Source organism: Gemmata sp. SH-PL17 (assembly GCF_001610855.1).
GTDB lineage: Bacteria > Planctomycetota > Planctomycetia > Gemmatales > Gemmataceae > Gemmata > Gemmata massiliana.
Genome location: NZ_CP011271.1, coordinates 3,842,597 through 3,865,413, shown reverse-complemented (window position 1 = coordinate 3,865,413; position 22,817 = coordinate 3,842,597). Strand labels below are relative to the sequence as shown.

The window sequence follows — 22,817 nt, the reverse complement described above, 5'->3', positions numbered from 1 at the left end:
GCGAGCGCCTCCCAAACACAATTTGGACGTACCCCCGCCCCGGAACCGAAACCATGCCCCTCACCCGCTCCATAAAATACGCCCACCGGAAACTGTGGGCGTACCTCGTCCTCGTGCCATTCGTGTTTCTCCTCGCGTCGTGCAGCGACGGTCGTAAGAAGTGCTACCCGATTTCAGGGAAGATTCTCGTGGACGGGAAACCGGCCGCGGACTGTTTCATTTACCTGTACCCGGCGAACCCGGCCGACGGTGAGGGGAAGGACCGCACCATTCCCCTCGCCGTCGCCGACGAAAACGGCGCGTTCGCGTTATCCACTTACGGTACCGGTGACGGCGCCCCGGCCGGGGATTACATCGTGACGTTCACGTGGCGCGAGCGCTCCGGCCTTTTGAAGAACCAGTACGAAGGGAAGGACCGCCTCAACGGGAAGTACGCCACTGTGGAGAAGTCCCCGGTGCGCCTGACCGTCGAGAAGAAGCCGACCGAACTTCCCCCGTTCGAGCTGACCACAAAGTAGCTGGCTCCCGGTAACTCGCGCGAAGCTTCCGTGAACAAGTGAATCCCCCTCTTGCGGTCCACCACGCCGGTTACATATCCTAGCCGCGCTTGGTGTACTGCTCGTAGCCTCGCTTGACTCGGAGCTGCCAATGAAACAGTTCTTCCTCGGACTCGTCACCTGCGCCGCGATCGGTGGGGTGATCGCGCTATCCCGGTCCGGCGCCGCCCCGGACCGGGAGCGCGACGGCGACCCCAGTGTGCTGAAAATCGAAGCCGGGGAAAAGAACCCCTGGACCTCCCTGAAGCTGAACAACGACCCGAACCAGTTCACGTTCGCGGTGGTGTCCGACCGCACCGGCGGGCACCGCGACAAGGTGTTCTCGCGCGCCGTACAGCAGGTCAACTGGCTCCAACCGCAGTTCGTGATGTCGGTCGGTGACCTCATCGAGGGGTACACGACCAAGGAAGAGACGATCAAGAGCGAGTGGGACGAGTTCGACGGGTACGTGAAGCGGTTCGAGATGCCGTTCTTCTACGTCCCCGGGAACCACGACCTCACCAACAAGACCCAGGTCGCCAAGTGGGGCGAGCGCTACGGCAAGCGCTACTACCACTTCACGTACCGCGGCGCCCTGTTCCTCTGCCTGTGCTCGGAGAACCCGCCGGATATGGGGACCATCGACAAGGAGCAACAGGAGTGGGTCGCGAAGACCCTGGACGCGAACAAGGACGTGAAGTGGACGTTCGTGTTCATGCACAAGCCGCTGTGGATTGCGAAGGATCTGGAGAAGAACGGGTGGGGCGCGGTCGAAAAGGCGCTCGCGGGCCGGAAGCACAACGTGTTCGTCGGGCACGTTCACCGCTACCAGGTCTTCGAGCGCAACGACACGCAGTATTACCAACTCGCGACCACCGGGGGCGGCAGCCGGATGCGCGGCCCGCAGTACGGCGAGTTCGACCAGGTGATGCTCGTCACCATGAAGAAGGACGCCCCGGTGCTGGTGAACGTGGACCTCGGCGGCGTCCTGCCGACGAACCTGAAGCTGCCCGACAGCGACGAAAAGGCCCGGCCGTCGAAAAAGAAGGACACGTTCCCGGTCACCGGGAAGCTGAAGCTCGACGGGAAGCCGCTCGCGGGCGCGACGATCACGTTCCACACGTACAACAAGGAAACCGAGAAGTACACCCAGGTCTGCGACGGGCTGACCGACGAGACGGGCAAGTTCACGGTCACGACGTACACGAAGTTCGACGGCGCCCCCGCGGGCGAGTTCGTGGTCACCGTGGTGAGGACCGCGAAGGGCGGGTACTACGACGGCGAGATCCCGGAAAAGAGCCAGCTCGCCGAGCGGTACGCGACCCCGGGTAAGTCGCCGATCAAGGTCACGATCAAGGAAGGGACCAACGACCTGAACCTCGAACTGGACGACAAATAACGTCCCGTCGTTTGTCACCTCGAACCGGAGCCGCGGCTCTCCACCGGAGTTGGGAAGAACCCAGCTTCAACGGGAGCCGTGGCTCTTGTGCGTTGTGCCCACACGCTTCTGCTCGAACTTACTGATCCACCGCTCGGCGATTTCGTGGAGTGGCACAGGTTGAGGCCGTGCAACTTCTCACGCTCGCGTCAGCCGACGGCCGCCAGGTGTCTTCGAGCACCGCGAGGCGCTTGGTCATCGCTGACGGGTCGCGCCGCCCGAACCGGCGCGCCACATCTTCGGGCCAGTGGTCCAGCGCAAGAGCAGACAGGATTATCGAGATGAACGGGATACAGGCGCGCCCCGGCACCGACTCTCTGAAGTGCGAATGTACCGGTTTGCTTCCCCGATTCCCCTCGGCGCGCTAGAATAACAGCTATGTCTGCACCGCTACCGCTTCTTGCCTCCGGTGCGCCCGAGAGCGCGGCCCCGTTACCACCCAAGCCCGGCATCCTCGATGTGCCGGTCGATACTCTGCGTGCGTGGCTCCAGGAACGCGGGCAACCGCCCATGCGCGTGGGCCAAATCCGGCGCCAAGTCCTCGCGGGTCGGGCGACGACGTTTGAAGCTATGTCCGATCTGCCCAAACAGTTGCGGGCGGAACTGGCCGAATCCTTCAGACTGTTCTCGATGCGCGTCGAGCGCCACCTCGTCGCCCGGGACGACACGCACAAGCTCGTGCTGCGGCTCGCCGACGACCGGATGATCGAGGCAGTGCTGATTCAGGACGACGGGCGCGCGACCGCGTGTATCAGCACCCAGGTCGGTTGCGGGATGGGCTGTGTGTTCTGTGCCAGTGGATTAAACGGCGTTGTGCGGAACTTAACGACCGGTGAGTTACTCGAACAGTTGGTGGTGCTCCGCAACCTGACGGACCCCGAGACCACGAACCCGGAACGGGCGCCGCGGTTAACGAACGTCGTCGTGATGGGGATGGGCGAGCCGCTCGCGAACCTGGAGAACTTGCTCGACGCGCTCGGGACCGCCGGGGACAAGAACGGGCTGTGTATTGGTGCGCGGCACGTCACGATCTCGACCGTCGGGCTGCCGGCCAAGATCCGGAAGCTCGCCGAGAGCGGCAAGCAGTACAGTCTCGCGGTGTCGCTGCACGCCCCGAACGACGAACTCCGCACGCGGATCGTGCCGACCAACGACAAAACGGGGATGGACGCGATCCTCGCCGCGGCCGACGAGTTCTATGAGAAAACCGGCCGCCAGGTGACTTACGAATACGTTGTTCTCGGTGGGCTGAACGACCAGGCCCCGCACGCGCGGCAACTCGCGGGGCTGCTCGCGCGGCGCAAGGCGCACGTGAACCTGATCCCGTGGAACGACGTGGAGGGGCTGCCGTACCGCCGCCCGCAGGACGCGGACCTCCAGTACCTGATCGATACGCTCCGCAAGGCGGGCATCAGCGTGAAGGTCCGGAAGCGCAAGGGGGCCGAGATCGACGCCGCGTGCGGGCAGTTGCGCCGGAAAGTCGAGAGCGGCCAGCCGGCGTGAGTGGGCCGGCGATTATCGGAAACGAACTGGCCGCTTGGCCCAACAGTCAAGGACCGCCCGGGTCGGCACCGACCGGGCGCGGGGGCGTGGATGGCGATCGGTCACACCAGCGCGCAGATGGCGCTCCGCGACCCGGACATCCGGCTCATGCTCCGGGTCCGGGACGACGACACGGCCGCGTTCGGTGAGCTGGTGGAGCGGTTCCAGCACCGCCTCGTCGCCGTCATGCACCATCTCGTCGGCAGCGCGGAAGAGGCCGAAGACCTCGCGCAAGAAGTCTTTCTCCGGGTCTACCGCACGCGCAAGAAGTACACCCCCAAAGCCAAGTTCTCCACCTGGTTGTTCACCATTGCCAACAACCTGGCACTAAACGCCCTCCGCGATCGGAAGCGCCGACCCGTTATGCCGTTGGAAGTGCGGGACTCGGGACCACTCGGTCCGCGCCCCACCGAGGCCCTCGCCCCCACGCGCGCCGAGCCGCCCACCCACAACCTGCAACAACAGGAACTCGCCGAGGTGATCCGGACCGCGCTCGACGGCCTCAACGAGCGCCAGCGGATGGCGATCGTCCTCAACAAGTTCGAGGACATGAACTACTCCGACATCGCGGACGTGATGGCGCTAACCACCAAAGCGGTGAAATCGTTATTAAGTCGCGCCCGGAGCAAGCTGCGCGAGGCACTTCAGGGTTACATTTACATGGACGGAGAAGTGCCGCCGCCCGAAGATGCCGAGGTGGAGGGGGATCGCGTGACCGAGGACGCGGACCCGTAAGCGACCGCCATTTGCGGGGCGATCATGGCTTCCGAGAACCCAAACATTGACGACGGCCCCGCGCCCGACCCGTTCGAGGCCGAGTTGGTCGCGTATTTGGACGGGGAACTGGACGAACCTGCTGCGCGCAAAGTCGCGGCCCGGCTCGCTGCTGATCCGGAGGCGCGTGCGCGCGCGGCCGCGCTGAAAAAGTCCTTTGATCTGCTCGACTACCTGCCCAAACCCGAACCGTCGGCGAACTTCACCACACGCACACTCGAACTGATCCCGGCCGCCAAATCGCGCGGGACGCAACCGGCTAGTCCCACACCCTCGCGGGGGACTCGTTCAAAGGCGGGATCTGCCTCAAACGTGTCCACGTCGATGCCGATCGTGCTCCCCGAGGACGACGTACCGGGTCTCATTCGGCGCCCGCGCCCTCTGTTACGGGCCGCGGGGATTGCGGCAGCGATCACGGTGTTCGCGGTGTTGGGGTACTTTGCGACCGCAGCGGCACGGCCCTTTTTGTCCGCTTCGCACAACAAGGACGAAGACGCGAGGAACGATCCCGATTCTCGGGTCATCGAGAACCTCCCGCTGTTCGCAGTAGCCGACGACATCGCGTTCGTTCAGGAACTCGCGAAGCCGGAGCTGTTCGGCGACGACCCGGCGGTCGCCTACGATGTGAGCCTCAAGATCCCGCACGGCGACACGGCCGACAAGCCGACCGGCAAGCAGTTCGAGGCACTCGCGCGGTCGTTCCGCACACTGCCGCCGACCCGCCAGGCCGAGATCGTGAAACTCGATCAGGAACTTTACGCGAAGGAGCCGAGAGAACGCGACCGCCTGTTCCGTGCGCTGGAAGCGTTCGCGGTGTGGCTCGACCGCCTTCCCGACGCGGACCGGCGCGGGGTACTGGGAGCTGCCACGCCCCACTTGCGGCGCGAGGTGGTCCGCGACCTGCGCGAGCAACAGTGGCTGGACGCGCTCCCGACGGCGCTGCGCAAGAAGGTGGACTCGCTCACCAACGCGAACGAGAAGGCTGAACTTATCAAGCAGTGGAAGGACGACGAGGCCGTGCGCCGCGAGCGGCTCGCGTTCGTTCGCCAGCACGCAGAGGCGTTCGCCGCGAACAAATCGCCGTGGCCGTTCGACACCGAAGCCGGGCGCAAAGAGGTGACGGAGTTCGCACAATCGGTTCTCCGCGTGGACGATGTGAAACGGTGTCGGTTGTCCCTCGAACAACTGATTGAGTACCGGCGCACGCTCGAACTCGCCCGGCGCGACGGGACGTGGGCCTGGTACGGGTTGACCGTCTATGAACTCAGCCGGCTCCACCCGTACTTGCCCGAACCGGCCGAAGCGAAACTGATGATTACCGAACCGAACGATTTACCCGAGTTGTATGCACGCGCGGCGACGAAGAAGGGCGGCGCGAGTCGGCTCAAACCGAACACGTTCGGGAAGTGGCCAGAGTTCCCGCTGGAAGTGCTGAAAGAGGTACCGTTGGGCAAGTTCGTCCCGCCCAACATGCCGCAACTCGGTCCGGCCCGGCTCGGTGATTTCAAGGAGCCGGTGCGAACCTTCGTCACCAAAGAGCTGTTCCCAAAACTGACCGGCGAAGAACAGCGGTCGCTGCGATTTGTCGAAGGCAAGTGGCCCGATTACTCGCGCGAACTCGTCCGCTACGCGACCAAGTACGATCTCTCGATGCCCGGCGTCATGCTCCCGGGTTCCCCAAAGAAATGGGACGCAACTTACGGCGCGCCCGCGATCGCGCGCCCCTCTCACTGATGAGGGCGCGTGCCGTGAGTGACTCGTGGGTGTTCTGGGCACTGCTGTCTGCCGCGTTCGCGGCCGTAACTGCCGTTCTCGCGAAAGCGGGGGCAAGCAACATCGACCCCGACCTCGCTACGCTCATTCGCACTGTAGTGGTGCTCGTGTGCTTACTCGGCCTCGTTACGGTCGGCGGGAAATGGAACACGTCCGAACCGCTCTCGTCGCGCGCGGTGCTCCTGCTCGTACTATCCGGACTCGCAACGGGCGCGTCGTGGGTGTGCTATTTCCGCGCACTCAAGGTTGGTGAGGTGTCGAAGGTCGCACCCGTGGACAAGTTGAGCGTGGTATTGGTCGCGGTGTTCGCAGTGGTGTTTTTACGCGAGCGATTGAGCCTTCGTGAATGGACCGGCATCGGGTTGGTGGCTTCGGGTGTGATCGTGCTTGCTCTGAAGCGTTAGGGGCGTTCGCGGGGAATATCCGATTTGGGAACTCTCCAATCGCGCGAATGTGAAAAGTCGGGTAGACAACGAACCGGCACAACCCCTACACTTCCTCCCTTAAGCGGACTCGCCCGCCTGCCGCACGGATGCGCACGGGACTAATGAACCTCGTTCACCTTACCGCCAGCACGTTTTTCGGAGGCCCGGAGCGGCAGATGCTCGGGCTCGCGCTCGCGCTCCCCGAATTCGTGCGCACCACGTTCAGCACGTTCTCCGAGGGCGGGCGCGGCGGCGCGTTCCTCGAATTCGTGCGCGCACAGGGCTTCGCGACCGCGCCGCTCAAAAACGATTTCCCAAAAGTGTTCGCGGCCGTTCGCGAAGTGTCCGATCTGCTCCGCGCGACCACGTGCGACGTGCTCATTTGCCACGGTTACAAGGCCCACGTGCTCGGTCGGCTCGCCGCGCGCCGCGTCGGAATCCCCGCGGTCGCGGTGTCGCGCGGGTGGACCGGCGAAACGGGTAAGGTGCGCGCCTACGAGTGGATCGACCGCCGGCACATGCAGTTCATGGACCACGTCGTGTGCGTGTCGGAAGGGCAGGCCGAGAAGGTGCGGCGCTGGTGCCGTATACCCGCGAACCGGCTGACCGTGATTCGCAACAGTGCGCGGCTCGGCGCGTTCGAGCGCACGGACCCGACCGCGCGCGCCCGTTTGAGCGCGTTCTTCGGGTGCGACACGAGCGTTTCGCAGATTATTGTCGGGGCCGGGCGGTTCAGCCCGGAAAAGGGCTTCGGTGTACTGATCGAAGCCGCGCGTTCTATCGTCACCGCGAACCCCTCGGCCGGCGTCGTGCTGTTCGGTGAGGGACAGTTGCGCGGGGAACTGGAGCGCCGGATCGCGGAACTCGGGCTCACCGGCCGTGTCGTGCTCCCGGGCTTTCGCACCGACCTCGATTCACTCATCGGCAGTGCCGACGTGGTTGTGCTCCCCTCGTACACAGAAGGGCTGCCCAACGTCGCGCTCGAAGCGAGTGCCGCGGGCGTGCCAGTGGTCGCGACCGCCGTCGGCGGTACGCCCGAGGCCATTGCCGACAACGTGAACGGCTTCCTCGTTCCACCGGGCTCCCCGGCCGACATTGCGAACAAAGTTGGTGAGTTGCTCCGCGACGCCCCCCTCCGCACCCGGTTCGGTGCGGCCGGGCGCGACCGGATGCGCGAATTGTTCACCTTCCAGGCTCAAGCGACAGCGTATCTCCGATTACTCAACACCTTGCGTCCCACACCTGCTGAAGCCGTCGCTTGAGGAAAGAAGGACAGGATGTCCGCACTACTCGCACCGCGCCCCATGATCCACGCACCGGCCCGGGTCGCCACAGCCGACCCCGTTCGTGTTTGCTTCATGATCGATCGCCTGAGTCGCGCCGGAACGGAGACCCAGCTCCTCGCACTCATCCGCGAACTCGACCGCACGCGCGTTCAGCCGATCCTCGTGCTGCTCGACGGCGAGGACGACCTGTCGCGTAACCTCGAACCGACCAATTGTCCTGTCATTCGGCTCGGAGTTCAAAAACTCTTCAGCGGGCGCGCGGTGACCGCGGCGAACCGGTTGCGTGCCTTTTGGCGCGAGCACCGGCCGGAAGTGCTCCAAACGTACTTCCTCGACGCCGCGTACCTCGGGGCGCCGTTGGCCAAAATGTGCGGCATCCGCAACGTGCTCCGCGTGCGCAACAACCTCGGCTACTGGCTCACGCGCAAGCACCGCGTCATGAACCGGATGCTGCGGCCGTTCGTGGACCTGACGCTCACGAACACGGACGTGGGGAAGGAAGCGCTCGTCGAGGGCGACGGCGTCCCGCGTGCCCGCGTGGTCGTGCTGGCCAATGGTGTCGATACGGCCCGCTTCAAGCGGTTCCTGCTCCCGGACACCTCGAAGCGCCTCGTGCGCATCGGGTGCGTCGCGAACCTGCGCCCGGTGAAGAACATCGACGGGCTGATGCGAACGGCGCGTGCGGCGTTGGAACGGTTCCCGCAACTGGTGTTCGAGGTGGCCGGTGACGGCGAACAGCGCGCGAAACTGACGGCCCTGCACGCGGAACTCGGTTTAGGTGAGCGCTTCGTTCTGCGCGGGTCGGTTTCGGACGTGCCGGGGTTCCTGCGCGGCGTGGACATCGCGGTTCTCCCGTCGCACTCCGAAGGTATGTCGAACGCACTGCTCGAATACATGGCCGCGGGACGCGCGGTAATCGCAACGGACGTGGGGGCGAACGCCCGGGTACTCGACGGCGGTCGGTGCGGTCTGGTCGTTCCCGCGGGCGACTCAAATGCAATGGTGAACGCGATCGGAGATTTGCTCGCGAACCCGCTCCGGGCCGCGGGGTACGGGGCTGCGGCACGTCGGCGCGTGGGGACCGAGTACAGCCGTGAGGCCATGACGAAGCGGTTCGAGACGTTCTACAGCGACCTCGCCGGTCGTTAATCTGACGAGAATATGAACGGCGCCGGGGATTCCCGGCGCCGTTTTCTTTTGTAGAGGCTCATCACAGGCTTGCGGATCGCGATTTCTTTCTGACCGCCATTTTCGCAACGCTTGTCCAGATGCAACGGCACATTCCGTTTGAGTTTTCCACAGGGTTTGCTACATTTTTAATCAGAGACTCTGTCCCGCCTGTATTACCTTCCAGCTATTAACTCGCTCCTCCCGCACGCACTTTGCGGAGACCTCGATGGTGTTGCGACCCGTCCTTTTCGCGCTCGTCGGTATGACTGCCACGGCGAGTACCGCCGTTTGGGCGCTCGCGCTCAATGAGAAGCCGAAGGACGTAACGGCTCGCGCGCCGGTCACCGATTTCACCGAATCACCGGTGCGCGCCGAGCCGGCGCCCGCGGAAGATCCGGTGTTCAAGGCAAAGGTGCTGCCGTTCATCCAGAAATACTGCCTGGATTGCCACAAGGGTGAGAAGGCCAAGGGTGGGTTGTCGCTGGAGAGTTACACGAGCGAGGCTCAGGCACGCAAGGATCGCAAGAACTGGAGCGCGATGCAGCACGTGATCGCGTCCGGCGAAATGCCCCCGGCCGCGTCCAAGAAGCCCCAACCGACGAAGGACGAGAAAGAGTTCATCCTCAACTGGATCGAGAACTCGCTCACCAAGGTTGACTGCTCCCCCTCCACGCCTAAAGACCCGGGCCGCGTGACGATCCGGCGCCTCAACCGTGCCGAGTATAACAACACCATCCGTGACCTTTGCGGTGTGGACTTTAAGCCCGCTGAAGAGTTCCCTTCGGACGACGTCGGTTACGGCTTCGACAACATCGGCGACGTGCTTTCGTTCCAGCCGATTCTGCTCGAGAAGTACCTCGCGGCCGCGGACAAGATCGTTACCGCAGCGATGAACATCCCCGAACCCGCCAAAAGTAGCAAGCAGGGCTTCGGAGCACAAAACATCCTCGTGATTCCGCGGAGTGCCAAGGCACGCGACCCGATTAACAAGATCGTGTTCACCTCGGAAGGGTCCGGGTTCCTGGAAAAATTTAACTTCCCGGCCGAGGGCGAGTACGTCGTCCGCTTCAAAGCGTGGGGCACGAAGATCGGCGACGCTTACCCACAAGCCACCGTTCGTGTGGACGGCAAGGACATCAAAACGCTCACCGTGGACGCGGAGCAGGGCAAATCCCAGGTGTACGAAGTTCGCGCCAAACTCCCGGCCGGTGAGAAGCGCGTCGCGGTCGCGTTCACCAACGCTTTCGAGGACAAGGCGAACAAGAAGTTCCGCGAGATGGGGCTGGAGCGCATCGAGATCGAAGGACCGTTCAACCCGGTTCCGCCGCCGGAGCCGGCCTCGGTGAAGCTGCTCCTCGTCGCCCGCCCCGTGTCTAGCACGGGCGCCCGCGCCGCGGCCGAGAAGGTGGTTGCCAACTTCGCTCGTCGCGCCTACCGTCGGCCCGTCGCGCCGAACGAAATTGTGCGGCTCATGCAACTCTTCGACGTCGCCACCAAGCAGGGCGAAGCGTTCGATAAGGCGCTCCGGCTCCCGATGAAAGCGGTGCTCGTGTCGCCGCACTTCCTCTACCGGATCGAGGACGATCCGAAGAACCCCAACGACGTCCGCACTATCAACGACTTCGAGTTCGCGACGCGGCTCTCCTACTTCCTGTGGTCGAGTATGCCGGACGAGGAACTGTTCGCGCTCGCAGCGAAGGGCGAGCTGCGCAAACCCGGTACCCTTGAAGCGCAAGTGAAGCGCATGCTCAAAGACCCGAAGGTGCGGGCGCTGTCCGAGAACTTCGCGGGGCAGTGGCTCCAGTTGCGCAACCTCAAGACACTCAGTCCCGATAAGGGATACTACCCGAACTGGGACGAAGCGCTCCGCAATGCGATGATTCAGGAGGCGGAGACGTTCTTCGAGTTCGTGGTCCAGAACGACCGCCCGATCCTCGACTTCCTCGACGCCGATTACACCTTCGTCAACGACAAACTGGCGAAGCACTACGGACTTACCGATGTGAAGGGGAGCGAGTTCCGCAAAGTGAAGTTGCCCGATACCCGGCGCGGCGGCATCATCACGATGGCCAGCACGCTCACCGTAACCTCAAATCCGACCCGAACCAGTCCGGTGAAGCGCGGGAAGTGGATTCTCGAGAACGTACTCAACACCCCGCCTCCCCCTCCTGCGCCCGATGTGCCCGAACTACCCCCGACCGGCCAACTTAAGGGAACGCTCCGGCAGCAGATGGAGCAACACCGGGCCGACCCGAAGTGTGCCGTGTGTCACAACAAGCTCGACCCGCTCGGCTTCGGGCTAGAGAACTTCGACGGGATCGGGGGGTGGCGCACGCAGGACAACAAGCAGAACATTGATTCCACGGGTGAACTTCCCGGCGGGGTGAAGTTCAACGGACCCGCGGGCCTGCGAAAAGTGCTGCTCGGTAAGGCCGACCAGTTCCGCAACTGTTTCGCGGAAAAATTGCTTACCTTTGGTCTGGGCCGGGGATTAGAGTATTACGATAAGTGCGCGATCGACGACATCGTGAAGGCTTCAAAAACCGAGGGCGATAAGTTCTCGGCCCTGGTATTGGCGGTCGTGAAGTCCGACCCGTTCCAGAAGCGCAAGGGTAAACGAACCGAGTAACTTGTGCGCTCGCGTTCTTGGTGAACTCCGCGCGCAAGTGCGGAGTGACTGCCGATCAGCTAGTTAACGTTCCCGCGACCCGCCTGAATGATCCCGCCGTTTGCATGCTACCTGCCCGTGTGCCGCCCCGTCCGTGAGGTCGAGGGCCAACAATCCGGAGCACGCTGCCAATGAAGAAGTCGATTTCCCGCCGGACCGCGCTGAAGGGACTCGGCACTGCCATTGCCTTGCCCTTTCTTGAATCGTTCGCGGTCGCGGCGCCTGCTGCCCCTGCCGTGGCAGGGGCGCCCAAGCGCCTCGCCTTCGTTTATGTCCCGAACGGCGTGAACATGGCCGCGTGGACGCCGGCGGCGGAAGGAAAGCTCAAAGAGCTGACGGGTATCCTCGAACCGCTGAACTCGTTCAGAGATCACATCAACGTGATCTCCGGTCTCACGTTGGACAAGGCCCGTGCCAACGGTGACGGTCCCGGGGACCACGCCCGCGCCATGTCCGCGTTCCTCACGGGTCGGCAAGCGCGCAAAACGCACGGGGCCGACATCCGGGCGGGCATTTCGGCCGACCAGCACGTCGCCACCGTGATCGGCGATAAAACTCGGTTCCCCTCGCTAGAACTCGGTATCGAACGCGGGCAACAGGCCGGTAACTGCGACAGCGGGTACTCGTGTGCGTACTCCTCCAACTTGTCGTGGCGCGGGGAATCGACGCCAAACGCCAAGGAGTGCGACCCGAAAGCCGTCTTCGAGCGACTTTTCGGCGGCGTTGATCCGAAGGAACTCGCCGAAGCGCGGGCCAAGCGCGAACTGTACAACAAGAGCGTCCTCGACTTCGTAATGGAAGACGCGAAGGGTCTGAACGCGACGCTCGGCTCGGGCGACCGGAAGAAACTCGACGAGTACCTGTCGAGCGTGCGCGAGGTCGAGCAGCGGATTCAGAAGGCGCGCGAAGTGAGTCGGGCGCCGGTACCGAAGCCGAACATGGCCGCCCCGACCGGTGTCCCGAAAGACCTGCAAGAGCACATGCGGTTGATGGCCGACCTAATGGTGCTCTCGTTCCAAACGGACCTCACGCGCGTGGCCACCTTGCCCTTCGCCAACGAGGGGAGCAACAAGCCGTACAAGATGATCGACGTCCCCGAGGGGCACCACGACCTCTCGCACCACGGCAGCGACGCGACCAAGCTCGCGAAGATCAAGAAGATTAACACGTTCCACATGGAGCAGTTCGCCTACATGCTCGGCAAGATGAAGGCCGTGAAGGAGGCGAACGGGAGCTGCCTGCTCGACAACGTGATGATCGTGTACGGCAGCGGCAACGGCGACGGGGACCGGCACAACCACGACGACCTGCCGATCCTGCTCGCGGGTCGAGGTGGTAGTACGATCGAGTCGGGGCGCCACATCGTGTTCCCGAAGCGCGCGAACACGCCGATCACGAACCTGTACCTCGCGCTCTTCGAGCGGATGGGCGCTCCGGCCAGTTCCTTCGGCGATAGCACCGGTGTACTGAAGCTTTGAGACAGCGAATGAGAGCAAAACGACGAACGGCCGGTGCCGCATCCCCAGATGCGATCAAGTTAGCGTGTAGTGGTTGAACGAGTTAGGTTTGGAACGCGCGCGGTTTGCGTTTCGAGGCACGTTGCTTCGGGACGCGCGCCAGTTCGTTCCAGGCGCACCACCCGCTCGCCGCGCGTCCCTATTCCCACACCACGCGCGTCAATTTCCACAGGCTCGCGCCGCCCATCAAGACCGCCCGGTGCATCACCACGCCCCAGTAACTTGGTCCACAATTCCACCTGTACGCGCAACGCCCGGTGACGCGGATCGACGCGCCAACCGCCCAATGATTTCGCGCTTGAAGAACAACTCGATCTGCCACCGACAGCGGTACCGTTTACGTTCGAGGTGTTCGGAACACGGGGCGGGACATTCGTGGCCCACACCTGCCAGTCGCACGGTGCCAGTTGTAGCGCCGCCGCGTGATCCAAAAGGTTCCCGACGCGAAGGCGCGCCGGTGCTCCGAACGAATGAAACTGAGGTCGACCAGATACCGGCTGCCGTCGGGCAGGGCTTGGGGTTCAACAGTCAAGTGGCGATCGGCTGTGCCAGGCGTGCGCGGTCAGGGCGCGGTCAGGGCGCGGATCTCGCCGGTTCCGGCGCAGGAAGGTATCGAGTGCGGCGGCTCCCTCCGAGCCGTCGACCCACCACAACCGGGGAACTCGGTCGCCCGCGTCACGGGCAAAGCAATCGAGGTGGTGTCCTCGGCGATCACGGCCGCGAACCGATCGAGGAACCCTTGGGGCTGTCGGCGCGTGCCGAGCGGCTTGGCGCGCGTTCTGCGCGCCCATCACCCACGCGCTGAATCGTCAGGATGCGTCCGCGGTTCCAACTTCCCCGGGACGTTTCAAGGTACTCGACGGGACCGACTACTGGCAGCAAAGTGCGTTATTTGGCGCCGTTCGCGAACTCGGTCCGCTCCTCTTTCCGCGCGGTCGGCGCTGGGGGCGGAGTTCCCACTCCGATCTGCACCGTTGGGGTACTCACCGCCGTGATCGGTACGCCCCGCGCTTCCCAGGTGACCTCGCGCGAGAAGGGATTGGGGTTCTTGATGCGGAAGTGATCGGGTTTCTGTTCGAGCACGGAGCAGTCGTCAAAGGTGCTCTGCGTGGTGAGGTTCGGGGGCGACACGAACGGTACCGGGTAGTAGACCTCCAACACATCGCCCGGCGGAACGACCGCTTTCCCGCGCTGGTGCGTCGTGCCCTCGGCCGGCGCGTGAGTGGTGGACGTGATTTGACACCCCGCCCCTGCGAGCAGGGTAAAGCCCCCGAGCCACAGACTGTACAACGCTCCTCGCATGGCTCACCCGTGAGCTTGGATCCGGCGCGGTTCTTTAGTCAATTCGGTGGGTCGGGAATAGCGACGCCCGGGTGAAAATGCAAGTTCGCAATGACCTGCGCAAACTCGCTGGGTTGTGCAGTGGTTTGAACCGGGTATCATCACGTGACAAACGCACTGAAGCGAGCCGAAGCACCGAACGGGGACCACAATGGATCGTGCCCTCATTGATGCGTATGAATCCGCGCCCGCGAAGCTCCGCGCCGCGGCCGCCGGCTTGACCCGCGAGGAACTGACCGCGCGCCCCGGACCGGGCGCGTGGTCGATTTTGGAAGTGGTCAGTCACATCGCGGACAGCGACGCGATCAGCATCGACCGGATGAAGCGGATCGTCACCGAGGACAACCCGCCCCTGCTCTACGCCAACGAGACGGCCTACGTCGCGCGCCTCTTCACGCACGATCAGGACCTGGAAGACGCGCTCACGCTGCTCGAAGTGGGGCGCCGGCAGTGGGCGCGGGTGCTCCGGCGCCTGCCCGACGACGCATTCACGCGGACGGGCACGCACAACCGGCGCGGGACCGTTACCCTCGGCATGCTCGTGGGGGACTACATCGCCCACATCGACGAGCACCTCACGTTCATCCACGGCAAGCGGGCCAACCTCGGCAAGCCCGTGTAACGAACCGACCAACAGCGGGTCGCTCCGACCGGAGCGAAGGGGCTCACCCTCAGCGCCGCACCCCGTCGCGGTAGACCCGACAGGGCGCGGGTTCGGGGAGGTTCTGCCGATAGTGGTACTCGGCCCGTTTCAGGAGCGTTTCGTCGGTCTGGTTCGGACCGTGCCGGATCTCGTTTCGCACCGCGGGCAGCGCGTCCGCGAGCGCGCACCGCACGCGCGCTGCGAGTCGGCGCGTGAGTTGTTCTTCGCGTGCGTCCGCGAACTCGATCGCGCTTCCGCGCGCTACCGCGAGCCGAACCGTTACTAGCACCGCGACCGCACCCAGCATGACAGCCACGGCGACCCATTCGTCTGGCATTTTGGTACCCTCCGCCGCTTGTGGGGGAAACAGCGCCTTGGTCCCCGGTCCCTATTCTCACCTTCTTTTCGCGCCTTCGTGGCCATTTTCGTCGGCCACGCACATCAATCCGCGAAGAGGAATTCGTTGGTGTTGAAAAGCACGCGGCAGAAATTCGCGAGCCCGTGCTTGTCCGCGTAGGCGGTGAAGAGCTTCCCCTCCTCGGCCGACGGCGGGCGCCCCCACACGAGCCGACACGCGAACTCGACCTGCTTCGCGCGGTCCGCGGAGTGCATTGCCAGTCGCCCGGCCATCGCCCGCGCGTGAACGAGTACGAACTCGTTGTTCAGCAGCGCGAGGGCTTGCGGCGCGGTGACGGACTCGCTCCGTTTCGGCGTGAGTGCGGACGCATCGGCACCGTCCAAACACTCGACGAGCGGGTCGGGGAGTGTGCGGAACACGAACCGGTACACGCTGCGCCGGTGCCCCTCTTTCTTCTCCCAAGCGAACTTGTTGTAATCCACCACCGGCGTCACGTGGATGCCGGGCTTCATGTCGAACTGCTGGTCCGACGGCCCGCCGGCCGTGCGATCGAGCCGGTCGCTGACGGCGAGCACCGCGTCGCGGACCTGCTCCGCGTCCAGTCGCGTGCGGTTCTGCCGCCAGAGGAGCTTGTTGTCCTCGTCCGCCTTCAGCCCCTCGGCACGCGACAGCGACACCTGTTTGTAAGTCGCACTCGTGACGATGAGCCGGTGCAGGTGCTTGAGTGAACCGCCCCCGACCTTACTGTCGGGGTTCGCCAGTTCGGACGCGAGGAAGTCGAGCAGTTCAGGGTGTGTGGGCTTCTGCCCCATTCGCCCGAAGTCGTTCGGCGTTCCGGCCAGCCCCGCACCGAAGTGCCACTGCCACACGCGGTTCGCCATCACGCGCCACGTGAGCGGGTTATTCGTGTCGGTCAGCCACATCGCGAGTGCGGCGCGGCGGGCGCCTTCGGTGTGATTGGGGCGCAAATCGAATTCGCCCGGCAACTTCGCCAGAAGTGACAGTGCGGCCGGTTCGACTTCCTCGCCCGGTTTGCGAATGTCGCCGCGTTTGAGCATTCGCACTGCGCGCGGAGCGGGTGTGGGCCGGTGGCTGCCGTCGGCCGTGAAGTTCGGTGCTGCGGCATAGACCACCGCGGGCGCGGGCAGAGCGGCGAGTTCCGCGCCTGTTTGTTCCTTGAGGACGTGCAGCGCGAGTTCCCGCGCCTGAACGTCCGTGCGTTTGGCCGGTGCGGTCGCGAGTATGGTTTGGAGCGTGGCCGGCAGTGCGGTCGCTTTCACGGGCGGAGGGGCGTCGGTAATCGAGAGCCGGAACCGACCGATCAGGTGCCCGCCGCCGTGCAACTGTTCGAGCGCGAACGTCAGTTCGGTTTCACCCCCAGCAGCAACGGGTTCGGCCAACTCGAATACGGCCTCGTGCGGTTTGCCGACTTGCGGGTAAATGCCCCACGCGGTGCCCGGATTACCGTCGATGGCGTGCGCTGCGGTCCAGCCGGATTGGTCGAAGTCCGCGGTCGCGTTGCGAACCTTCAGCGCCCTCGGCTTCCCCCCGTCGGACGCGGTAACCTTGAACTCACTGAGGTGCAAGTTGCCGTTGTCGCACCGACCCGGGCCGTGCATGGGCAGCGTCTCGTCCGTGAGTAATTCCAGCCGCACGGCCGTGACGCGCCGGGCTTTCACGCGCGTGGTGAGTGTGTACGTATCGCGCTCCGGGCGCGTGCCCTCGGCGCGAATCGAATCGTCACCGCGCATCACGAGCTTCGATCCCGCGTCTGAGGTGATCGCGGTGAAAGCGGGGACGGTCCACACCACCCCTGCCCCGGCGTGCTTTAGCTCCCACTCCGCTACAGTCTTTTTCACATGGGCGGACGTAAGGTCCAGTTCGGGAGCGTTTTTCGCAATGGCCGCGAGCCGGTCCCGGAGTTCGGTTCGCTTCTTGGCCGTCGCTGGGTTCGGCTCGAACGCGACGTCCCCGCGCCCCACGCCCGCGAACACGGCCTGGAGCCGGTAGTACTCTTCCTGCGTGATCGGATCGAACTTGTGGTCGTGGCACCGGGCGCACTGCACCGTTAGCCCCGAGAATGTGTTGAATACCGTGGTAACGATGTCGTCGCGGTCGAGGTACCGGCCGGCCTCGCGGTCGATGCTGTCCTCGCGGATGTCGCGCAGAGAGCTTTCGTCCCACGGCCCGGCGGCGAGGAACCCGAGCGCCGGGATCAGCTTTGATTCGTTGGGGAACAAGACATCCGCCGCGACCTGTTCCTTCACGAATCGCGCGTAGGGCGTGTCCGCGTTGAGCGCCTGAATGAGGTAGTCGCGGTAGCGCCAGGCGTTCGGGCGCACGCGGTCCTGGTCGTGGCCGTGGGTTTCGGCGAAGTGAACCGCGTCCATCCACAGCCGCGCGAAGCGCTCGCCATAAGCGGGTGACGCGAGCAGCCGGTCGACGAGCTTTTCGTAGGCGCTCGCGTCCCGATCGTTGACGAACGCTTCGACCTCCTCGGGTGTGGGCGGGAGTCCGGTCAGCCCGAACGTGACGCGCCGGATCAGCGTGCGCCGGTCCGCTTCGGGCGCCAGTGAGAGTCCCTTATCTTTGAGCTTTGTGCGAATGAACTGGTCGACGGGGTTCGCGGGCGCAGTTTTGGTGGCGGATACGTCCGGAACAGTGGGGCGGCTCAGTGGTCGGAACGCCCACCACACGTTTCCTGGCTCCGCGCCGAACGCGACGGCGGAAAGGGCAAGCAACACGGCAAGGGAAAGGAGCCGGGTCCGCATCGCGATGCTCCGGGAAAATATCCGCTCCCCTTTTCGGAGAAGGGGTCCAAGAACGGAATGAGTGACCTTGTCGCGCACGTTATCCGAATTTCGTGCCCCACTATAATACCACTCCGTTACTCTTTGAGTGTGTGCTGGGTTCGGCAGTAGGTGCAGTCGGGCTTGGCCAAGGGCATCGGGCTCGTCCTGAATCTTGTGTCAGGGAGACAGGGTGGTTATTACTGGACTTCCCCACGAAAAGTAGACAGTGTTTAGCGGCGGGTTGTTTTATACGTTCGTTCATACTCCTCTGGGGCGACATACCCCCAGAGATGAGTGCCGTCGGACGCGGTTGTAGAACGCCTCGATGTACTCGAAGCTGCTCGCCTTCGCCTGCTCGCGGGTGGCGTGGTCCTCGTGGTGCAACAGCTCCTTCTTGAACGAGCCATCAGTTCCCTCCACTCTGTGACCGCGTTGTCGGGCGGTCGAAGCCCTTCCGTCTCGCGGGTGTGGGCCGCACCGAGGTCGGTGTTCGTCGCCCGTGGTGCTTGATCTCGAACGCCCGGAGCCGGCGAAGTCGAGCGACCTCCGCCGCGTTCGCCCACACCACCCACCGACCGTTCTCGCCCCGCAACTGCCGCGCGTGCAACCAGCCCGACCACCGCCACCGATGCACGATGATGGGCTTCACGCCCAGACGCTTCGCCAGTTCCGGAAGCCAGCACTCGTCGGTCCCCGGCAAGTCACTCGCGTCGCGCGCGCCCGGCGGGACGCCGGTCTGACCGAACTTCGCCAGCAACTGGTGCACGCGAGCGCCGGTGAACGCGGTCCCGCGAGCCACATGATACGTCGCAATGGTCAGGATGTCGGTCAGCTTGTGGAGCTTGTTCTCGGTGTCACGGCGCGGGTCCGGTACGTCGGCGAACACCACGGCGGGCGGCAAGGGCATCGGGAATCCTCCGGATGCCCTCGGTGTAGTCGTAAGCCCTCACCCCGTCACGGGTTCATAGTGCGCGCACCCTGCAGGCCCCGTCCCGATCCTGCTGATCGGCGGTCGTCACCCACAAGGCCCAGATGAGCCCGAGCGAGTCCACCAGAATGAACCGCTTGCGCCCCTTGACCTTTTTTCCCATCGTACCCGCGGTCGCCCGGGGTCCGTGTGGTCTTCACCGTCGGGTTGTCGATGCGCTCCGTCTGGGGTTCCGGCGGGTGCCCGGCCCCGACCCGCACGTCCGCCCGGAGCCGCGCGTGCATGTGCTCCCGGAGACCGGACTTGCGCCACGCGGTGAGGTGGTGGAACACGGTCTTGAAGTGCGGGAAATCGTGCGGCAGCAGTTCCCACGAGAGCCCACCACGCAGGTGGTAGAAGATAGCGCTCACCAACTCCCGACGGTCCACCGCCCGGCGACCGCCCTTCTTCGTGCCCGACTTGGGTTTGGGAATCAGCGGTTCGAGCCGCTCCCACCGCGCATCTGTCAGGTCGGTTGGGTATGGCTTCCGTGTCGTGCCCACACCGGTAACCTACAAGGCGGCTACCGATCCAGACCGTTTTCAGATGCCCTGATAGCGTGCGTTTTGAAACCTGCGGATTGGGGTGAAGCCTTCGGAGCGTGCAGTGGATCATGGCGGTTTGGATTGTCGGAACTCCGTCATCCGCCCCCCTCGCTCAATACGAGTTGCATCAACACGTCGGACTGATCGTCGCTCCCGAGGCGGAACGTTTCGGCCCCCACCGGCACGAACCCCCACCGCGTGTAGAACGCTTTGGCGCGGTGGTTGTGCTCCCACACGCCCAACCACAGGGTCTCGTGGCCCGCGCCCTTAGCCCACTCGATGCCGGCCCGCATCAGCGCCGCCCCGACGCCCGAACCAATGGTGTCGGTGGAAACGTACAACTTAGCCAGCCGTACCGGGGCCGGCCCCGTGATACACGCGGGCGGAGCAGCCGGGGCGATTCGAGCGAAGCCGATCACCTTCAGGGATGCCTCGGCCACGAGGTAGACGGCCCCCGGCTCCCGGATCTCCGCGCTGATCCGCTCGGCGCTGAACGCCTCGTTCATGTAGGCGTCCATATCTTCCGGACGGTTGTAGGCAGCAAACGTGTCGTGAAACGTCCGCCGGCCCAACTCCGCCAACGCGCCCGCGTCACCCGCGTCGGCGATCCGAATGGCTACCATGATCTTCTCTACCCCGGTGTTGCCCTTGGCTCGGGTCGTGTGCGCCTGAACCATTCGCTCTTGCAACTGTAGCGAAATACCGTCTCCGACAAGGTGCCTAACGCGGTAGCACCCGCCGAAGAACTCTTCGGCACGGGGTACTCACGTACCGCGCGATGTCTACCGCCGGGCCACGAATTCGGCGCCGCGAGCGCGGTCTAATGTTTTGCTCCCGTGCGGAAACTTGGCCCTCTCGCGTGTAACGGGGCGGTCCCACTTCTCGGGCGGCCCGTTTCTGGCCCGCGGGCCGTTTGATTTCCGGCCCGGTGCGGTTTATGAAGATGACTCGTACCCCCGGCCCGCACCGTATCGACAAGAAAAACGAATTCAGATTTAACTGCCAATTACCAGATTACACACGAGCCGACTGGAGCTGCTGGTTATGTTCAAGCGCTGGATCAAGTCCCTGATCGTACCCCCGGCCCGCTCCCGCGCGCCGCACGCCGCCCGGCGCTACCGGCTCCGGAGCGAGGCCCTCGAGGACCGGACCGTTCCGGCCGGGAACTTCGCCACCGGCGCCGCGTTCGGCGAGGCCCCGATCGTGCGCGTGTTCGACGGCAACACGCGCCAGCAGGTCGCGGCCATCCAGGTGTTCGACACGGGGTTCAGGGGCGGGGTGAACGTGGCGATGGGGGACGTGACCGGGGACGGCGTGGCCGACGTCGTGGCCGGGTCCGCGCTCGGGTTCTCGCACGTCAAGGTGTTCGATGGCGTGACGTTCCAGCAGGTGAGCAGCTTCATGGTGTTCGACCGGTTCGCCGGCGGGATCAACGTCGCGGCCGGCGACATCGACGGGGACGGCAAGGCCGACCTCGCCGTCGCCGTGGCGAACGGGGGCGGGACGCACGTCAAGGCGTTCAGCGGGGCGGACGGCTCGGAACTGGCCAGCTTCTTCGCCTACGGCCAGGGGTTCGTCGGCGGCGTCAACGTGACGCTCGGGGACGTGGACGGGGACGGCAAGGCCGACATCGTGACCGGGGCCGGGCCGGGTTCCGGCGGGCACGTGAAGGTGTTCGACGGCGCGACCGGGAGCGAGTTCCGCAGCTTCCTCGTGTTCGCCGGGTTCTCCGGGTCCATCGACCTGTCCGTGGGGGACACCAACGGGGACGGTAAGGCCGAGGTTCTGGTCGGGGCCGGGCCGGGCGCCGGGCCGCACGTGAAGGCCTACGACGGCGCGACCGGCGCCCTGGACGCCAGCTTCTTCGCGTTCGCTGAAGCGTTCCTCGGCGGCGTCTCGGTCGGAGTCGACGCCGACGGCCACATCGTGGTGGCCGGCACCGGGCGCTCGCACGTGAAAACGTTCGACGGCGTCACCGGGGCCGAACTGAGCAGCGCGCTGATCCAGGGGTCGGCCAGCGGCCGGATCGGGACCGCGCCGGAACCCACAGCCCTGACGATCACCTCGAGCGCCACGGCCAGCGCCGCGGAGAACCAGACCGCGGTCCTCACGGTCACCACCTCCCGCACCGCGACGTACCGCATCGCCGGCGGCGCCGACGCGGCCCTGTTCGCCATCGACCCGACCACCGGAGTACTCACCTTCGTCACGGCCCCGGACTTCGAGGAGCCGGCCGACGCGGGCACCAACAACGTCTACGACGTGACCGTGGAAGCGACCAACGGCACGGCCACCACGACCCAGGCCATCGCCGTCACCGTCACCGACGTCAACGAGAGCACCGCCCTGGCCATCACCTCGGGCGCGGCCGTCAGCGTCACGGAGAACCAGACCGCGGTCCGCACGGTCACCACCTCGGGCGGGTCCGGGGCACCCGTAACGTACAGCATCGTGGCGGTCGGCAGCGGGGGCGGCGCGGACGCCACCCTGTTCGCCATCAACCCGACCACCGGCGTACTCACCTTCGTCGCGGCCCCGAACTTCGAGATCCCGACCGACGGCGGCACGAACAACGTTTACAACGTGACCGTACAGGCGACCGACGGCACCTTCACCACCTCCCAGGACATCGCCGTCACCGTCACCGACATCAACGACGCACCGAGCGGCGCGGACGGTTCCGTGGACGTGAACGACATAATGCCGTACACTTTTGCGGCGTCGGATTTCGGATTCTCCGATACCGACGGCGGCACGCTGCTGGCGGTGAAGATCACAACCCTACCCGCACTGGGCTCGCTGCAACTCAACGGTGTGGCGGTCACCACGGGGCAGGTTATCAGCGCCGGGGACATTGGCACCTTGACGTTCACGGCACCGATGGGGGCATACGGTATCGGGTACACCACCTTCACCTTCCAGGTGCAGGACAACGGCGGCACGACGAACGGGGGCATCGATCTGGACCCGACCCCCAAGACGATCACCGTCAACGTTTACGCGGTGTAATTGGATCTTGTGAATCGAACCGCGCGCCCGCTG

At 64.7% G+C, this 22,817-nt stretch carries 19 protein-coding genes; 12 read left to right on the top strand and 7 right to left on the bottom strand.

Annotation, left to right across the window (positions count from 1 at the left end):
* The first annotated feature begins 53 nt into the window (after positions 1 to 53).
* From VT84_RS16115 to VT84_RS16070, 10 genes are all read left to right on the top strand, one after another.
* Positions 54 to 518, top strand: coding sequence for a hypothetical protein (locus VT84_RS16115; protein ID WP_082840255.1), 465 nt, complete (start codon positions 54 to 56; stop codon positions 516 to 518).
* Positions 519 to 648: 130 nt separating this feature from the next.
* On the top strand, positions 649 to 1,935 hold the full coding sequence (locus VT84_RS16110; RefSeq protein ID WP_082840254.1) for a metallophosphoesterase: 1,287 nt from the start codon (positions 649 to 651) through the stop codon (positions 1,933 to 1,935).
* A gap of 417 nt (positions 1,936 to 2,352) precedes the next feature.
* Positions 2,353 to 3,477: a 23S rRNA (adenine(2503)-C(2))-methyltransferase RlmN gene (gene rlmN, locus VT84_RS16105; protein WP_082840253.1), complete on the top strand. Its 1,125-nt coding sequence runs from the start codon at positions 2,353 to 2,355 to the stop codon at positions 3,475 to 3,477.
* Between the two features lie 90 nt (positions 3,478 to 3,567).
* Positions 3,568 to 4,251 carry an RNA polymerase sigma factor gene (locus VT84_RS16100; protein ID WP_052555663.1) on the top strand — a complete coding sequence of 228 codons (684 nt, stop codon included), beginning with the start codon at positions 3,568 to 3,570 and terminating at the stop codon, positions 4,249 to 4,251.
* A gap of 24 nt (positions 4,252 to 4,275) precedes the next feature.
* The gene (locus VT84_RS16095; RefSeq protein ID WP_082840252.1) at positions 4,276 to 6,024 is read left to right on the top strand and encodes a hypothetical protein; all 1,749 of its coding nucleotides are present in this window, start codon (positions 4,276 to 4,278) and stop codon (positions 6,022 to 6,024) included.
* Positions 6,024 to 6,467, top strand: a complete 444-nt coding sequence (locus VT84_RS16090; protein WP_052555288.1) for an EamA family transporter — start codon at positions 6,024 to 6,026, stop codon at positions 6,465 to 6,467. The genes VT84_RS16095 and VT84_RS16090 overlap by 1 nt, the downstream gene beginning before the upstream one ends.
* Before the next feature lie 143 nt (positions 6,468 to 6,610).
* Positions 6,611 to 7,750 (top strand): glycosyltransferase, encoded by a 1,140-nt coding sequence (locus tag VT84_RS16085; protein WP_082840251.1) that lies wholly within the window; start codon positions 6,611 to 6,613, stop codon positions 7,748 to 7,750.
* Between the two features lie 15 nt (positions 7,751 to 7,765).
* Entirely contained in the window at positions 7,766 to 8,923 is a 1,158-nt protein-coding gene (locus tag VT84_RS16080; protein ID WP_052555285.1) for a glycosyltransferase, read from the top strand.
* Positions 8,924 to 9,170: 247 nt separating this feature from the next.
* Entirely contained in the window at positions 9,171 to 11,573 is a 2,403-nt protein-coding gene (locus VT84_RS16075; protein ID WP_082840250.1) for a DUF1592 domain-containing protein, read from the top strand.
* Between the two features lie 170 nt (positions 11,574 to 11,743).
* Positions 11,744 to 13,090: a DUF1552 domain-containing protein gene (locus VT84_RS16070; protein ID WP_082840249.1), complete on the top strand. Its 1,347-nt coding sequence runs from the start codon at positions 11,744 to 11,746 to the stop codon at positions 13,088 to 13,090.
* Between the two features lie 927 nt (positions 13,091 to 14,017).
* Here VT84_RS16070 and VT84_RS16065 read toward each other — a convergent pair.
* Entirely contained in the window at positions 14,018 to 14,431 is a 414-nt protein-coding gene (locus tag VT84_RS16065) for a hypothetical protein (protein ID WP_157469537.1), read from the bottom strand.
* Positions 14,432 to 14,621: 190 nt separating this feature from the next.
* Between VT84_RS16065 and VT84_RS16060 the strand changes: the two genes are divergently transcribed.
* Positions 14,622 to 15,092: a DinB family protein gene (locus VT84_RS16060; RefSeq protein ID WP_082840248.1), complete on the top strand. Its 471-nt coding sequence runs from the start codon at positions 14,622 to 14,624 to the stop codon at positions 15,090 to 15,092.
* Positions 15,093 to 15,141: 49 nt separating this feature from the next.
* Here VT84_RS16060 and VT84_RS16055 read toward each other — a convergent pair whose 3' ends face one another.
* From VT84_RS16055 to VT84_RS16035, 6 genes are all read right to left on the bottom strand, one after another.
* Positions 15,142 to 15,450, bottom strand: a complete 309-nt coding sequence (locus VT84_RS16055; protein WP_052555277.1) for a hypothetical protein — start codon at positions 15,448 to 15,450, stop codon at positions 15,142 to 15,144.
* Between the two features lie 104 nt (positions 15,451 to 15,554).
* Positions 15,555 to 18,242 (bottom strand): DUF1549 and DUF1553 domain-containing protein, encoded by a 2,688-nt coding sequence (locus tag VT84_RS16050; RefSeq protein WP_239465864.1) that lies wholly within the window; start codon positions 18,240 to 18,242, stop codon positions 15,555 to 15,557.
* Between the two features lie 279 nt (positions 18,243 to 18,521).
* Positions 18,522 to 18,683 carry an IS3 family transposase gene (locus VT84_RS38570; protein WP_157469536.1) on the bottom strand — a complete coding sequence of 54 codons (162 nt, stop codon included), beginning with the start codon at positions 18,681 to 18,683 and terminating at the stop codon, positions 18,522 to 18,524.
* Positions 18,670 to 19,170, bottom strand: coding sequence for a hypothetical protein (locus tag VT84_RS40125; protein ID WP_052555275.1), 501 nt, complete (start codon positions 19,168 to 19,170; stop codon positions 18,670 to 18,672). Before VT84_RS40125 ends, VT84_RS38570 begins: the two co-directional genes overlap by 14 nt.
* A gap of 47 nt (positions 19,171 to 19,217) precedes the next feature.
* Positions 19,218 to 19,733 carry a transposase gene (locus VT84_RS16040; RefSeq protein ID WP_082840246.1) on the bottom strand — a complete coding sequence of 172 codons (516 nt, stop codon included), beginning with the start codon at positions 19,731 to 19,733 and terminating at the stop codon, positions 19,218 to 19,220.
* Between the two features lie 137 nt (positions 19,734 to 19,870).
* On the bottom strand, positions 19,871 to 20,452 hold the full coding sequence (locus VT84_RS16035) for a GNAT family N-acetyltransferase (RefSeq protein ID WP_204249766.1): 582 nt from the start codon (positions 20,450 to 20,452) through the stop codon (positions 19,871 to 19,873).
* 367 nt (positions 20,453 to 20,819) lie between these two features.
* Between VT84_RS16035 and VT84_RS16030 the strand changes: the two genes are divergently transcribed.
* Complete coding sequence (locus VT84_RS16030) at positions 20,820 to 22,784, top strand: FG-GAP-like repeat-containing protein (protein WP_082840245.1); 1,965 nt, start codon at positions 20,820 to 20,822, stop codon at positions 22,782 to 22,784.
* Positions 22,785 to 22,817: the final 33 nt, after the last annotated feature.

Excerpts from the sequence above, each read along its gene's own strand:
- VT84_RS16095 (WP_082840252.1), top strand. The coding sequence starts at position 4,276 with ATGGCTTCCGAGAACCCAAACATTGACGACGGCCCCGCGCCCGACCCG.
- VT84_RS16055 (WP_052555277.1), bottom strand. The coding sequence starts at position 15,450 with ATGCCAGACGAATGGGTCGCCGTGGCTGTCATGCTGGGTGCGGTCGCG.
- VT84_RS16080 (WP_052555285.1), top strand. The coding sequence starts at position 7,766 with ATGTCCGCACTACTCGCACCGCGCCCCATGATCCACGCACCGGCCCGG.
- VT84_RS40125 (WP_052555275.1), bottom strand. The coding sequence starts at position 19,170 with ATGCCCTTGCCGCCCGCCGTGGTGTTCGCCGACGTACCGGACCCGCGC.
- VT84_RS16070 (WP_082840249.1), top strand. The coding sequence starts at position 11,744 with ATGAAGAAGTCGATTTCCCGCCGGACCGCGCTGAAGGGACTCGGCACT.
- VT84_RS16050 (WP_239465864.1), bottom strand. The coding sequence starts at position 18,242 with ATGCGGACCCGGCTCCTTTCCCTTGCCGTGTTGCTTGCCCTTTCCGCC.
- VT84_RS16100 (WP_052555663.1), top strand. The coding sequence starts at position 3,568 with ATGGCGATCGGTCACACCAGCGCGCAGATGGCGCTCCGCGACCCGGAC.
- VT84_RS16090 (WP_052555288.1), top strand. The coding sequence starts at position 6,024 with ATGAGGGCGCGTGCCGTGAGTGACTCGTGGGTGTTCTGGGCACTGCTG.
- VT84_RS16075 (WP_082840250.1), top strand. The coding sequence starts at position 9,171 with ATGGTGTTGCGACCCGTCCTTTTCGCGCTCGTCGGTATGACTGCCACG.
- VT84_RS16060 (WP_082840248.1), top strand. The coding sequence starts at position 14,622 with ATGGATCGTGCCCTCATTGATGCGTATGAATCCGCGCCCGCGAAGCTC.
- VT84_RS16035 (WP_204249766.1), bottom strand. The coding sequence starts at position 20,452 with ATGGTTCAGGCGCACACGACCCGAGCCAAGGGCAACACCGGGGTAGAG.
- VT84_RS16065 (WP_157469537.1), bottom strand. The coding sequence starts at position 14,431 with ATGCGAGGAGCGTTGTACAGTCTGTGGCTCGGGGGCTTTACCCTGCTC.
- VT84_RS16115 (WP_082840255.1), top strand. The coding sequence starts at position 54 with ATGCCCCTCACCCGCTCCATAAAATACGCCCACCGGAAACTGTGGGCG.
- VT84_RS16030 (WP_082840245.1), top strand. The coding sequence starts at position 20,820 with ATGTTCAAGCGCTGGATCAAGTCCCTGATCGTACCCCCGGCCCGCTCC.
- VT84_RS16085 (WP_082840251.1), top strand. The coding sequence starts at position 6,611 with ATGAACCTCGTTCACCTTACCGCCAGCACGTTTTTCGGAGGCCCGGAG.
- rlmN (WP_082840253.1), top strand. The coding sequence starts at position 2,353 with ATGTCTGCACCGCTACCGCTTCTTGCCTCCGGTGCGCCCGAGAGCGCG.
- VT84_RS16110 (WP_082840254.1), top strand. The coding sequence starts at position 649 with ATGAAACAGTTCTTCCTCGGACTCGTCACCTGCGCCGCGATCGGTGGG.